We start from the raw sequence: 13,269 nt of genomic DNA on the forward strand, positions 1-13,269 counted from the left end.
TGCTAGATCGCGCGATGTGCAACTTTACAGTGTAATTCCCGGCAATTGAGCGAGGGACTAGGGGAATCGAACCAACAGAGCCGTTCGGGTTTTGCTCCCCCAACCCCTCATTTATCGGAAGGCTAAGAAAAAGCACATCGGATTATATCTGACCTGCGAATACGCGCTCTGCTGGCCCTGTCATGTAAACTCTCTGGTCTATTTCCGACCATTCGATTTCCAAACAGCCGCCGGGTAATTCAACGGTGGCGATGCGATCGCTCTTTCCGGTTAATACTCCAGCGACCACAGTCGCACAAGCACCCGTACCGCACGCTAAAGTTATTCCTGCACCGCGTTCCCAAACCCGCATTTTCAAATAATCCGGACGCACGACTTGAATAAACTCGGTGTTCGTCCGCTTGGGAAAAACGGGATGATGCTCGAACTGGGGGCCAATATTTTCTAAAGGAATCGCGGCAACATCCTCCACAAACGTGATGCAGTGAGGATTCCCCATGCTGACACAAGTGACCAACCAAGTAGCATCAGCGACTTCTAAAGGTTGAGCGATTACTTTTTCGTTAGGGGCACCCAGCGTCGTGGGAATTTCCGCTGCCAGTAGTCCCGGCATTCCCATATCGACGGTGACTTTCCCATCCGGCTTGATGTGCGGTGTCATGACACCCGCCAGGGTATGAATCCGATATTGAATTTCTTGAGTAGATTTTCCTTCTAAATCAGCGATAAATTGGGCTAAACAGCGAATGCCATTGCCGCACATTTCCGGTTCGGAACCATCGGAGTTGAAAATCCGCATGGTGTAGTCGGTGCCGTCTTGTCCCGGCATGGCAAAAATCACGCCGTCGGCACCGATGCCGAAGTGGCGATCGCAAAACTTGACCGCTTGTTCTGGCGTTACCTTGGGTTCTGATGAGGAACGATTGTCAATCAGAATGAAATCGTTTCCCAGTCCGTGATACTTAGTAAACTCGATTCCCATTTAGCAATCCTTCGATTCGCAATTTTCGATTAGCATAAACTATGGAATGGGTAATGGTTAATGGCAGTCCTTCAATCCTGAAATCTGGCAATTCGCATTAGGAAAAATCTTGCATTATGACAACTGAACTGGAAACAGGCTTACCAAGCACTCGTCTCGTCCAAACATTTGTGAAAGAGGGACAAAGGGTTGAACTGAAACTCCTCACGAACGATGTACTCGTTGGTAAACTGCGTTGGCAAGATCAGAACTGTATTTGTCTACAAGATGAATCGAATCAGCAAACGCTGGTTTGGCGACACGCGATCGCTTATGTGCAGCCAAAGTAATTAGGAATCGGGAATCGGGAATCGGGAATCTGTTCCCCAATGACCGATTACCTTGATTCGCCTGTTCGCTGATTATCAGAGGGAAGATGCTCTTGTATCGCTTCGCTTACTGGCAAGTTGAGCGTAGGGACTGGGAAAACCGAAGGCTCAGATTCGGGTGCCAACAACTGTTGCACTTGATTGAGGGGAAAACTGCCGCCGCATAAGAGCAGCTGATCGCCCGCTTGCAGCTCGGTATCGCCCCCCGGAAAGCGGATGAACTTGCCATCTCGCCGAATTGCTTGCACTTGCACCCCGTACTGGCGGCGAATATGCAGCTCAGAGAGAGGCTTACCGGCAACAGGGCTGGACTCGGGAACCTGCAACCACTGACAGGGAGCGGTTTGGCTTGGGATTGCCACTTCACCGTTTGCCAGTTGATTAAAAGCAGCTTGTTCGTTGGATTCTCCCACCACCAAGAGGCGATCGCCCACTTCCAGAGAAGTTTGCTTGTCTGGATAGTCCACTTCTTCCCCACCAGTTCGCCGAATTGCCATCAAAGTGACACCCGTCAATCGGCGCATATCCGTCTCCTGTAGCGTCATCCCAATCAGGGGAGAGTTGGGCGGGAGGGAATACCACTTGCTATTCATTTCGGCAGTGGCAATTTGTAAGTCATGAGCAATCTCCGAAGGCGATCGCTCTGGACGCAATGCCAGGTAATGGCTATTGCGAATTTGCTGCATTTCCTTCTGGATCTGCCATGTCGGCAATCCACTACCGGCTAATAGATGCGCCGCCAGTTCTAAACTCGCTTCAAACTCCGGTTGCACCACCTCTCGCGCCCCCAACTGATAAAGCAGTTCGATATCGTTGTTGTGGTTAGCGCGAACGACAATATCCAGATCCGGAGCCAATTCTAAAGCGCGTTTGAGGCAAAGGCGGGTACTCATCGGATCGGGAAGCGCGATCGCCATCCCCTTCGCCTTATCTACCCCCGCAGCTTCCAGTACGTGCAAACTCACCGCATTGCCATAAACATAAGAAACTTCTGCTTCTCTTAACTGCTGAATCCGGCTTTCCGACTGGTCAATCACTACCACTGGATAGTTATGCTCCTGCACCAGTTTGATCAGATTCCGTCCCACCCGTCCATAACCGCAGACCACCACATGATTTTGCAAAGGCGCATCTACCGCCACTTCCATCGGGTCATCCACCGGATCTAGATATGGCTTCAGCCAAGGCAACTCCAACAATTTTGGCACCAGCCGCATCACAAAAGGCGTCAGTACCAGCGTCACCGCAGTCGTGCCCAAAATCAGCAAGTAAACCCGCCGAGAAACCAGCCCCAAAGCTTGTCCTTCACTGGCTAGAACAAACGAAAATTCTCCAATTTGAGCTAACCCCAAACCAGCAATTAACGCAGTTTTCAGCGGATAGCCAAACGCTCTAACAATCGGCGTCACAATCAAAAACTTGCCGACAAAAACCAGTAAAACTAGCCCCAAAATTAACTCTAGGTTGTTCCACAAGAAGATCGGGTCGATGAGCATCCCAATCGCCGCAAAAAACAGCGCTGCAAACACATCCCGCAACGGCTCCACATAAGTCAGGGTTTGGTCGGCGTATTCCACCTCCGAAATCATTAACCCGGCGACAAATGCCCCCATTTCAATCGAAAGACCCAATGCCTCCGTAAGCAACGCAATCCCCAAACACAGCGCCACCACGCCCAATAGAAACAACTCCCGGCTTTCCGTTCGAGCCAAGAGGCGCAGCAAGGGAGGAATCAGCCAGATGCCTGCTGCCACAGCCACAGCCGCAAATAACCCAATCTGTAACAGCGCTAAAGCCACAGCCTTGCCAATCGCTTCTGGCGGTTGATCCAGCGCTGGCAAGACAGCCAGCATCAATCCCAATGCCAGATCCTGTACCACCAAAATCCCCAGCATCACCTGAGCGTGAGGCGTCCCTGTCTCATTTCGCTCCATTAGACACTTAAAGACAATTGCGGTTGAAGACAAAGACAGAATTGCCCCCAGGAAGACACCCTTTGCCGGTAAGGTACCCCACGCTCCAGTGAGTCCACAGACTGCAACCGTGACTGCAATTGTCAGGGCAATCTGTAGTCCGCCTCCACCCAAGGCGATGCCTTTAACTTTTTTTAATTCCGCAAACGAAAACTCAACGCCCAAGGCGAACAACAAAAAGGCGACACCAAATTGAGCTAGGGTTTCTATCTGAACCAATTCTTTAATCAGTCCCAACCCCGCAGGCCCAACGACGATTCCGCCGACGATATAACCCAGTAAGGCAGGTTGCCGCAGCAGCGCTGATACCACTCCACCAACGGCTGCTGCTGCCAAAACAGATACTAAGTCAACAATCAGTCTAAAGTCTTCTTGCACAAGTTTGTTTTATGAGAACAAGTATAAAGGTATATAAACTTTAGGATACAGAGTTTTATGGACTGTGCTAACGCCATTGCCTCAGGTTTCCCTTGGGCAACTGGGATCAATTGAGGGAAGGCGGTGGAAACAGTCCAGGCAAGGTGATAGTCTATCCGCTAGTAATAAAGGTCATAGACAAGGTCATAGACGCTTTGTCAATTACTGGCTCGGAGAAAATTGCCTGTGATGTCGCTTAAGACTCTGCTTCAATCTCGCCATGACCGGCGGCTGGTTTCTACACTCTTGCCCAGTCAAAAGTCCAAAGCGAACCGTAAAAACAAAGAATTCTTTCTGTTGCCTTTTGCTTTTTTAGTTTCTACTGCTTTGCCTGTCAAAGCTTTGCAGGTACAGGTGGCACCCAACAATCCCCAGCTTGGGGATACGCTCTCGGTCGTGATTCAGACGGACTCTCCTGGTTCGCAGAGTCCCACGGTTTCTTTCAAACAGAAGACTTACCGGGCGTTTTCCCTCGGTCAAAATCGCTTTCGAGTCTTGCTACCGACAACGCCTTTAGACAAGCCGGGAACGCTACAAATTCGGGTTGCTGGTGATGGGGAAGTCAAAAACCTGTCGTTGCCATTGCGATCGCGCAATTTCCCGGTGCAACGGATTACCCTACCCCCCGGAAAAGCCGGACAATCAGCAACCCAACTTGAACTCAACCGCGTGGCAGCTTTTAAAAATTTGGTGACGCCGCAAAAGTTCTGGAATGGTCCTTTTCTCAAGCCGAACCGAGGTAGCATCACCAGTATTTACGGGGTTCGCCGTTACTACAATGGCAAGTTTGCCAATGACTACTACCATCGCGGGGTTGACTACGCGGGTGGGTATGGTTCGCCGGTAACAGCACCAGCATCGGGAAGAGTGGCGCTGGTGGGACGGGTTGCTCAGGGTTTCCGAGTTCACGGAAATGTAATTGGGGTAGATCACGGTCAAGGCGTCACCAGTATTTTTATGCACTTGAGCCGGATTGATGTCAAGGAAGGGGATTTTGTAAAAGCGGGACAGGTGATTGGGGCAATTGGTTCAACAGGAGCTTCAACGGGTCCTCACTTACATTGGGGATTGTATGTCAATAGTCTTGCCGTAGACCCAGTACCTTGGAGAACTCAAGGAGTTGAATGAGGTTTTTTGAAGTTTTGATGAATTTTTTTAGGTTTTAATGTATTTGGTGTTGTATTGAGGAAAGATTGTGGCAGGGTTGCCTCTCCGAAACGAGATTGCGAAGCATTTTTCAATGTCTTCGACTATCCCACCGGGAGCTAGTGTAGGCTTTTCCGAAGCGAAAGCTTTGCGGACGGGGATTGTAGATAGTCATCTGAGAAGCGTAAATGTTGAATAGCCTTTGGGAAAAATCCCGAAAATTCCCACTGTCAAAGCAATATTGTTAGTTCGCTAACCGACTGATGTTAAGCCTGCGTAGTTTTGCGTATTTTGAGGCGCTGGTTATGCCAGGATAGATGAGTGGGCATGGGCGAAAAGACATCAACGCAGGTTTCGGCTTCGTTGAGGGCGTATCAACACTCGAAAACGGGCACGCACTTTTAGGGAAGCGGTAATCCCTGCCTCGCTTTCCTAGCCAACCAAAACAGTTTGGATGGGGTATCCAGCAGGATTTTTAGATGAGTATTGAAAAAATTGTTGAACAAGCCCTGCAGGATGGTTATCTGACGCCAGCGATGGAAGCAGAGGTGGGGCGCATCTGTGACACGGCTTCTGAGCTTTCGATTGAAGAATACATGGCTCTAGACCGTCTGATGGGCGCACTGTTAACTGGGGAAGTGGTTGCAGTTCCTCGAAAACAGTTCATCAATGTCATGGAAGAGTTGGTGCTGACGGAAGCGATCGCTAGAGTCGCAGAAATTGAGGCAACCAGCGATCGCGTTCTAGATGTCGGCGATATTGCCGCCTACGCGCTCAATCGCTTGCCTCCGCTGTATGCCACGACGGAGGAAGGTGCTAGCTATCAGCGAATGCGGGCAAAAGATGAACTTCAAGAGCTGATTACCCAGCAAGTGAGCGAAGCGATCGCCCGGAATCTGGATCGTCCCGAATTTTTCCCAGAACGGCAAGCGCTCAGCAAAGCGAACGACAGCGACGTGTTCAAGCAGGTGAGTTCTTTACTCCAAACCTACGCACCCAGCTTTGAACCTCAATCCAGTAACCATAGCAACGAATAATGGAAGAGTTATAAATGATGAATTTTGAGTTTTGAGTGATTAATTCAGAACTCAAAACTCAAAACTTTTCCCTCCTACCTGCGAACCAGCACGAGTGTCCCTTTCGCGACCTGCTGATAAAGCATCCGAATATCTTGATTTCGCATTCGCAAGCAGCCGTGGGAGACTGCTTGCCCGATCAGGTGTTCTTCGTTGGTGCCGTGAAACCCAATTTGATGACGCCCATCCGACCAAAAACCAATCCAGCGATCGCCTAAGGGATTATCATTCGCCCCAGATGGGATAACTTCACCCGTAATCGGTTGACGCCACGCCGGATTTTGGTTCATTTGCAAAACTTGAAACGAACCCGTGGGCGTTTCCCAACCCAACTGCCCCACCGCCACGGGGTAACTGGCTTGCAGCCGATCGTCACGGTAAACATAAACCAGGCGATCGCTCAAATCGACAACGAGATGCGATTGCCAAGCGGATGCCGCCTGAGCGGTTTCTAGCACTGAATATTCCCGAGGGGCTGAGCGGCTATTTGAAGATCGATTTTTACTCCACAAGTCTCCAAGCTGCCAACTTGCCAACTTGCCGACCTGGCGCTGACTCCGAATCGGGGAATCCAAGCTGACGGTCGTCACCCTTGAAAAATTTGTCCGCCTAGAAACTGAGAACAACACCACCGCTGTTCCAAAACAAATTAGCATCAAGCTTCGAGAGAGCGACTCATCTCTTGGCATAGCGGTATGAGCTAAGAATGATTACGGGTCAAAATAACCAACTGTAGAACATTGGGTCGTGGGTAATCATCTGGGGTTAATGACAACCGACAATTAACCATCAACCCCTGACAAACAATATTAATTCCTTGACTCAATCGTGGCTGCTAAACCTTTCGTGTTGAGCATTTGCTGCATTTCCAAAGCGCGATCGCGGGTGCTAAAAGCTCCCGCCTGCATCACCGTCCGACCGTTGGAGCGTGTGCGGAAGGCATCGGGTGCAAGCGATCGCACTAAAGCCTCTTGGCGCGAATTTTGAGCCTCCACCACAACCCGATAACGCAAACCTAGAGCCTGTTGACTACCGCCCGCTCGGCGGGGCACTCTCCCGCTAGCAGCCCGACTGTTGCCAATATTCCCCAAAGGAACATCAGGACTCGGCACTGGCAGCAAATCGGAGGAAGCCGAAGCTTGGAGAGGCTCCTGGGGTGCTACCCCGAAGTCCAGAGTCCGGGGGGCAGGCGACGGTTGAGACGGGGTGGATGACGGTAGCGCCGGTAATGTAGAAGCTGACGACGGTAGCGCTGGTAATGTCGTCGCTCTGGGCGGCTGGGAAGTCGGCAACGGCGACCGAGCAACCGGAGGCGGCGCGGGAATTTCTAGGGGTGCAGTCTGGGGCACAGGCGATATCGGCAAGGGAGACGCTGTCGCTCTGGGCTGCTGGGGAGGCACTACTGGCGGCACCACCGGAGGCACCACCGGCGGCTGCAAGGTTGGTAATCCGTAAGCTGACGTTCTTGCTGGCTGGGAGGTTGGGGCAGGCGGTTGAACGGAAATTTTAGTCCCGGTGCTGTCAGTGGGTACCGATTGTACTGGAGTTAAAATCTCTGAGTTCGGCCGATTAGAGAGGAGTGGCAAAGATTGAGAACTTCCACCATTCCTCGCCAGTGGCTGAATCGGTGCCAGGGCTTCCTGTGGCGGCAGGGAAGCGGTGGGAAGCGGCTTCAAAAGCCCGCTGGCAATGGGAGCCTCTACAAGCGGGGTGGGTGGGATAGCCATGCCCGTCAGGTCAATGCGTCCTGCCGTTTTGGCAGTAATCTCATTTCCATAGGCAGGAATCTCCTGGCTTGAAGCCTTGGTGTTAATGTCCAATAGACCATTGGCACGAAAAATATTGCCTCCCGGTTCGCCAGCAGTTCCTAAATCAGGACGGGCTTGGGAAACTGCCACTAACCCGTAACGAGCGTTGTTTTCAATAATATTATTCCGGAGAACGGGTGTTGCCTTGGTTTCTACGACGACCCCATCTTTGTTGCCACTGATGCGATTGGCAATTAGCTGCGGGGCAGCATTATGACCGATACTAATGCCAAATCCCGTATTTTCAAACACGTTCTCCCGCACTTCCGGTCGGGAAGTCCCGTAAATCGTAATCCCATTGCCCCCGTTTTCATAGAAGTAGTTGTTGCGAATGGTGGGGGCACTATTGCCAGTGACGGCAACTCCATCGTGCTTACTTCCCGTAAAAGTGTTATCCGCCACCATCAGACTGGTGGATTCAATCCAAAGACCGTAACCTCGTGGATTCGGATTCGTCACAGTGACGCCCATCAGCCCTGCTTGATTTGCCCCAGCGATCGCGATATTTTGACCGCCAAAGAAACGACTGAGGAACTGACCGCCGCCGAGGATGACAATATTCTCCCCTTTGGTGCTGCGATCGCCCTGAATCGTTACACCGGCTTTGAGTCTTAAGGGAAAGGTTTCACCCGTTTCGGTGCTGTAGGTGCCGGGTGCCAGTACGATGGCGGTGTTCGGCTGAGCGACCTGCAAGGCATGAGTAATCGTTTGGAACGGTTCCTGCTCGTCTCCAGTGCCATTACTGTCATTTCCCGCAGCGGGGTTGACATACAACCGATTCATTTGTGACATCTGCGTCTGCCCATCCGGGGGAACCTGAGCCACCGTCGGCTGTGCCTTGATTACCGTAACGTCCAGCCACGGGATTGCGATCGCAGTCACTAATCCTAAGAATATGCGACAGGTACGAACAGACGGACGGCATTTTCTGACTAGGGCATTCAATTGACGATTGTGGGGGCATTTCAAACTCACGGCTCTACTCCTCTCAAGTTGGCACTGCAATATCGGTAAAGGCTGATGGAAGAAAGCACCTAGTTTTAGTCTATGCACCCCTATTTTGGGATAGAGGCTACCCGTTTGTTTACATTTCTTACATTTCTAAAAAGACCCCAACCGCTAACAGCTCATCAACCTGAGCATCCTCTTCAAAGCGAGGAATTCGATGGGCATTCCAAAAGAAAATTCTGTGGGGGCATTCTTTGAATGATAATACTGCTGTTAAACGTTCTTAAATAGGTAGGTACAAAAAACTAGAAACCCGTAGGCTAAAGAATTGGGATAAGGACGCTACTTGCTCCTAACCCATAGACGAAATGTTACTGACTTAGTTCACATGACTTAGTTCACAATCCGCACGATATCAGCATTGTTCATTTTGCTCAACCTTGTTAATCCCCGCATTCTATTTTTTATTCAGTTGGATAAAATATATGGGGCAATTGAGGAAATTTGGTTGGTACGTGCTACCCTGTCACTTCACAGATTTCAAGAAATTAGGAAACTAGACTGCTACGATGAAAAATAATGGAGTGGTTGCGATGGGCGAGAAACACAGCGTTCGAGAGCCAGTTGGGGACTTGCTCATACAAGCACAGCCAGCGGTTTGCCGCATTCTAGACGCCAATTTAGACCGAGCCAGAGAAGGCTTGCGGATTATCGAAGAATGGTGTCGCTTTGGCGTGAATAGCTCCCAATTAGTCAATGAATGCAAGCAAATGCGGCAGGAGCTAGCCAAATGGCATGGCATGGAGCTTCGGGCTGCACGGGATACCCCAGGTGATGCGGGCACGGAGTTGACCCATCCTCAAGAACAACAGCGCTCTAGCATTCAGCAGTTGTTGCAAGTCAATTTTGCTCGTGTGGAAGAAGCCCTGCGGGTGCTGGAAGAATATAGCAAGCTTTATGACCCCGACCTCGGCTCGGCGGCAAAGCAATTACGCTATCGGGTGTATACGCTGGAGAGCAATTTGCTGGCTTACCGACGACATCAGGTACTGTTGCGATCGCATCTATACCTCGTTACTTCTGCCTCAGAACAGCTATTTTCCATCGTTGAAGCCGCCCTGCAAGGGGGACTGACTCTGGTACAGTATCGCGAAAAAATTGCCGACGATTCTGTGCGAGTCGCCCACGCTTCCAAACTCCGCCAGCTATGCCATCAATACGGTGCCCTGTTTATCATGAACGACCGGGTGGATCTGGCTTTGGCAGTGAATGCCGATGGCGTGCATCTGGGACAACAAGATATCTCCATCGCCCTCGCCCGACAGTTGCTAGGGCCACAACGCCTGGTTGGTCGCTCCACCACGAACCCGGAAGAAATGCAGCGAGCTATCCAGGAGGGTGCTGACTATATTGGAGTTGGCCCCGTTTATGAAACTCCCACCAAAGTAGAGAAAGCTGCTGCTGGTCTGGATTATGTCCGCTATGCGGCTGAAAATGCCTCGATTCCCTGGTTTGCCATTGGGGGCATTGATGCGAATAACTTAAATGATGTGCTGGAGGCGGGAGCCGAACGAGTAGCAGCGGTTCGCGCCATCATGCAGGCAGATCAGCCGATGTTAATGACTCAGTATTTCCTCTCCCAGCTGAGTCGCCTGCAAACTCTCCGCGCTGTTGATGTTCGCGTTCCCCAATCTTATGTTTAGTCCGTCTGGTCAAATCACGCTGCAAGTGAATGGGGAACCCCGCACCTGCCCGCCCGACACTAAATTGCCCCAGTTGTTAGAGCATCTGGGGTTAAATCCTCGCCTAGTGGCGGTTGAGTACAACGGTGAGATTCTCCATCGACAGTTTTGGTCGCAAACGGAGATCAAAGAGGGGGACGCGATTGAAATCGTCACCATCGTCGGCGGCGGCTAATTGGAACCTCAGAGATGAAGATTGAACAAGGAATGGCTGAAGATAAATTCTCGGTTGTTTCTCGGAAAACAGCCACAAGATTTACTCCCCATACTGTACTTTTCATCTGTGGTTTCTAGTCCAGTTCCTGGGTAACGCACAGCGATTCGCGTTATCCCTCATCCGTCATCCTTTCGAGTACGGATTCCCCGTGAGGAAATCCGCCCCGCATTGATCCCGCGCCAGTCGGGTGGAGGCGATACATTAAAGATGTAGCTCGGATCGCTCGATAGTTAGGAAGATGCTAGGAGTTGCTGCCAGCCGCTACAGTTTTAATCAGATTGAATAGGCACAGTATGTATGCGTAATAAACTGCTTTCAGCAATTAAACCCCTTTTGAAATCTTTGTTCGTCTTTGGTCTGATCCTTACCCTGACGCTAGGTCATGCTGACGGAGCTTTAGCAGCTCGCTCAGGCGGTCGGATTGGAGGGGGTTCCTTTAGAGCGCCCAGCCGCAGCTATTCGCCTCCTAGCCGCACCTACGCGCCACCATCCGGCGGATATTATCCGGCTCCTTATCCTGGGGGTGGATTTGGGGGTGGATTTGGGTTCCCGTTGCTATTTCCCTTCTTTGGCATCGGGGGCGGATTTGGCGGTCTGTTTACAATTTTGATTTTCCTGGGAATCGCTAACTTCTTGGTTTCCAGCTTCCGCCGCGTTGGTGTTGGCGACGCAGGTGAAGCCGATTCGCTGGGCTACGGCAATCCCAAAGTTTCTGTGGCAGAGGTGCAAGTGGGTCTTTTGGCAGAAGCTCGCAGCTTGCAAGGAGAATTAGACGAGTTGGCGCGTACATCTGATATGAGTTCCGCCATCGGTCGTGCCCAAGTGCTTCAAGAAAGTACCCTAGCTTTGCTACGTCACCCGGAATACTGGGTGTATGGGGCAGCAGAATCTCAGCAAACAGCGTTACAAGCCGCAGAAGCCAAGTTTAATCAGCTAGCTCTGGGTGAACGCAGCAAAGTCACCGAAGAGACTCTCTCGAACGTCAATAATCAGCTCAAGGCAGCAACGCCCAAAGCATCTTTACCGGCGGGATCTGAGGAAGCTGGCAAGCTGGCAAATCAGATGATGGCAGAAGGCCCTAGTGAATACATTATTGTGACGATTTTGGTGGGTGCCGAAGGCAATCTGCAACTGCCGAAAATCAACAGCACTGACGATTTGCGTCAAGCCTTGCGTCAGATTGGTGGCATCGGGAGCGATCGCCTACTTGCAGTAGAAATTCTCTGGGCACCTCAGGCAGAAGGCGACACGCTTACCTCTGATGATTTGCTGGCTGAGTATCCCAATCTCAAACTTGTTTAACCCTCAACGGATACGGGCACTCTTGCTATGCGCCCCTATCTATTTCTCCTGAAAAGGAGGCTGGTAATCAGCCTCCTTTTTCAATTTTGACAGCGGCTCAATAGGAGCCATTTATAATTTACTGTTTTCCCTTGAGCTGGTATTATTAGTATTAATTAAATAATGAAAATCTGTGCATTTTTTTAAAGCAAATTAACTTCCCATATAGGAAGAATTAAATTTAAGTTCATTGAATAATTTTACCAACAAATAGATTAAATTATGACAATTTTTTGTTCATTGTTAAATTTTAAAATCCCGAAATAAGATGCAGCGACATCTCTACAAATTCAAAGCTATTTAAAGCGTTTTTGTTCGCTGCGGTAGCGGAGCAATTCAGCAACAAAAGCGACAAAACCTGACACAATCATCAGCATCACGCTGAGAGCGTTGATATCCGGTTTAACGCCAGTGCGGATGCGGCTAAAGATTTCTAGGGGTAATGTTGTGGCACCCGTACCGGCAGTGAAGCTAGCAATGAGAAAGTCGTCCATGCTGAGGACAAAAGCTAACAGGCAACCGGAAATAATTGCTGGCATTAATTCTGGAAGCAACACCTGGATAAAAGCTTGTACTGGCGTCGCTCCTAAATCGAGGGCAGCTTCTTCTAAATGGGGGTTTAAACCGCTAATTCGAGAAGAAACCACCAAGGCGACGTAGGCAAGACAAAAGACGACATGAGCTGCCACAATTGTCCACAAGCTCAACGGCATACCAATAACGGCTAAAAATACCAGCGTGGCAACAGCGATCGCAATATCGGGAATAATCAGCGGCAGGTAAGAAACGCCGCGATACAAGGTTTTCCCCGGAAAGGTATAACGGGCTAAACCAACTGCCATTATGGTGCCTAAGACGGCAGCGATCGCTACTGCACACAAAGCCACGGTTAAGCTATTTTGCAGCGCCGTCAGGATACGGGTATCCTGAAACAGCTTTAGATACCATTTGAGGGTGAATCCTTCCCAACCGGCACTATAGGTAGACTCGTTAAAACTATAAAACGTCAGTACCAGAATGGGCAGGTACATATAAAAGAACATCAGCAGTGTGAAAATAACCTGCCAAGAAATACGAGGTTTATCCTGGGACTTCAACATAATCTCTAAAGGGATTTCCTCCTGCTGATGGCTGACGGTGCCTGTCATTCAATTTCACCATTTGTCGGGTTTGCGATGCTGAAGAGAGCAGCCACTTCGCTACACGCTCTATGCCAACTTTCTTCACTTTACTGGATGCGATCGCGTGTTT

The 13,269-nt window shown here is 50.3% G+C and carries 11 protein-coding genes; 6 read left to right on the forward strand and 5 right to left on the reverse strand.

The window, feature by feature from the left end; genetic code table 11:
• Window positions 1-142: 142 nt before the first annotated feature.
• A complete protein-coding gene (gene dapF, locus NDA03_RS08480; protein ID WP_190414976.1) occupies window positions 143-982 on the reverse strand; it encodes a diaminopimelate epimerase in 840 nt (279 codons plus the stop codon).
• 116 nt (window positions 983-1,098) lie between these two features.
• On the opposite strand from dapF, the gene NDA03_RS08485 reads away from it, so the two are divergent.
• Window positions 1,099-1,311: an RNA chaperone Hfq gene (locus tag NDA03_RS08485; protein ID WP_190414975.1), complete on the forward strand. Its 213-nt coding sequence runs from the start codon at window positions 1,099-1,101 to the stop codon at window positions 1,309-1,311.
• A 47-nt stretch (window positions 1,312-1,358) separates the two neighbouring features.
• On the opposite strand, the gene NDA03_RS08490 is transcribed toward NDA03_RS08485, so the two are convergent.
• Window positions 1,359-3,701 carry a cation:proton antiporter gene (locus NDA03_RS08490; protein WP_348237817.1) on the reverse strand — a complete coding sequence of 781 codons (2,343 nt, stop codon included), beginning with the start codon at window positions 3,699-3,701 and terminating at the stop codon, window positions 1,359-1,361.
• 228 nt (window positions 3,702-3,929) lie between these two features.
• On the opposite strand from NDA03_RS08490, the gene NDA03_RS08495 reads away from it, so the two are divergent.
• Window positions 3,930-4,868 (forward strand): M23 family metallopeptidase, encoded by a 939-nt coding sequence (locus NDA03_RS08495; protein WP_348237818.1) that lies wholly within the window; start codon window positions 3,930-3,932, stop codon window positions 4,866-4,868.
• A 497-nt stretch (window positions 4,869-5,365) separates the two neighbouring features.
• Entirely contained in the window at window positions 5,366-5,923 is a 558-nt protein-coding gene (locus tag NDA03_RS08500; RefSeq protein ID WP_190414972.1) for a late competence development ComFB family protein, read from the forward strand.
• Between the two features lie 74 nt (window positions 5,924-5,997).
• Here NDA03_RS08500 and NDA03_RS08505 read toward each other — a convergent pair whose 3' ends face one another.
• Together NDA03_RS08505 and NDA03_RS08510 are read right to left on the reverse strand one after the other, a co-directional pair.
• Window positions 5,998-6,552, reverse strand: a complete 555-nt coding sequence (locus NDA03_RS08505) for a L,D-transpeptidase (RefSeq protein ID WP_348237819.1) — start codon at window positions 6,550-6,552, stop codon at window positions 5,998-6,000.
• A 219-nt stretch (window positions 6,553-6,771) separates the two neighbouring features.
• On the reverse strand, window positions 6,772-8,745 hold the full coding sequence (locus NDA03_RS08510) for a DUF1565 domain-containing protein (protein ID WP_348237820.1): 1,974 nt from the start codon (window positions 8,743-8,745) through the stop codon (window positions 6,772-6,774).
• A gap of 566 nt (window positions 8,746-9,311) precedes the next feature.
• Between NDA03_RS08510 and NDA03_RS08515 the strand changes: the two genes are divergently transcribed.
• The 3 genes from NDA03_RS08515 (at window position 9,312) to NDA03_RS08525 (ending at window position 11,979) form a co-directional block, all read left to right on the forward strand.
• The gene (locus NDA03_RS08515; protein WP_190686188.1) at window positions 9,312-10,421 is read left to right on the forward strand and encodes a thiamine phosphate synthase; all 1,110 of its coding nucleotides are present in this window, start codon (window positions 9,312-9,314) and stop codon (window positions 10,419-10,421) included.
• Window positions 10,414-10,635 (forward strand): sulfur carrier protein ThiS, encoded by a 222-nt coding sequence (gene thiS, locus NDA03_RS08520; RefSeq protein ID WP_190414969.1) that lies wholly within the window; start codon window positions 10,414-10,416, stop codon window positions 10,633-10,635. Before NDA03_RS08515 ends, thiS begins: the two co-directional genes overlap by 8 nt.
• A 339-nt stretch (window positions 10,636-10,974) precedes the next feature.
• Window positions 10,975-11,979 carry a DUF1517 domain-containing protein gene (locus tag NDA03_RS08525; protein WP_190414968.1) on the forward strand — a complete coding sequence of 335 codons (1,005 nt, stop codon included), beginning with the start codon at window positions 10,975-10,977 and terminating at the stop codon, window positions 11,977-11,979.
• Window positions 11,980-12,314: 335 nt separating this feature from the next.
• On the opposite strand, the gene NDA03_RS08530 is transcribed toward NDA03_RS08525, so the two are convergent.
• On the reverse strand, window positions 12,315-13,166 hold the full coding sequence (locus tag NDA03_RS08530; RefSeq protein ID WP_190985059.1) for an ABC transporter permease: 852 nt from the start codon (window positions 13,164-13,166) through the stop codon (window positions 12,315-12,317).
• Between the last annotated feature and the right edge of the window lie 103 nt (window positions 13,167-13,269).

The sequence above is a fragment of the Trichocoleus sp. Lan genome (genome assembly GCF_039961855.1).
Lineage (GTDB): Bacteria > Cyanobacteriota > Cyanobacteriia > Cyanobacteriales > FACHB-T130 > FACHB-T130.

Bases quoted from the DNA above. Each gene is read 5' to 3' on its own strand.
- dapF (WP_190414976.1), bottom strand. From the start codon at position 982: ATGGGAATCGAGTTTACTAAGTATCACGGACTGGGAAACGATTTCATT.
- NDA03_RS08485 (WP_190414975.1), top strand. From the start codon at position 1,099: ATGACAACTGAACTGGAAACAGGCTTACCAAGCACTCGTCTCGTCCAA.
- NDA03_RS08495 (WP_348237818.1), top strand. From the start codon at position 3,930: ATGTCGCTTAAGACTCTGCTTCAATCTCGCCATGACCGGCGGCTGGTT.
- NDA03_RS08500 (WP_190414972.1), top strand. From the start codon at position 5,366: ATGAGTATTGAAAAAATTGTTGAACAAGCCCTGCAGGATGGTTATCTG.
- NDA03_RS08515 (WP_190686188.1), top strand. From the start codon at position 9,312: ATGGGCGAGAAACACAGCGTTCGAGAGCCAGTTGGGGACTTGCTCATA.
- thiS (WP_190414969.1), top strand. From the start codon at position 10,414: ATGTTTAGTCCGTCTGGTCAAATCACGCTGCAAGTGAATGGGGAACCC.
- NDA03_RS08525 (WP_190414968.1), top strand. From the start codon at position 10,975: ATGCGTAATAAACTGCTTTCAGCAATTAAACCCCTTTTGAAATCTTTG.
- NDA03_RS08530 (WP_190985059.1), bottom strand. From the start codon at position 13,166: ATGACAGGCACCGTCAGCCATCAGCAGGAGGAAATCCCTTTAGAGATT.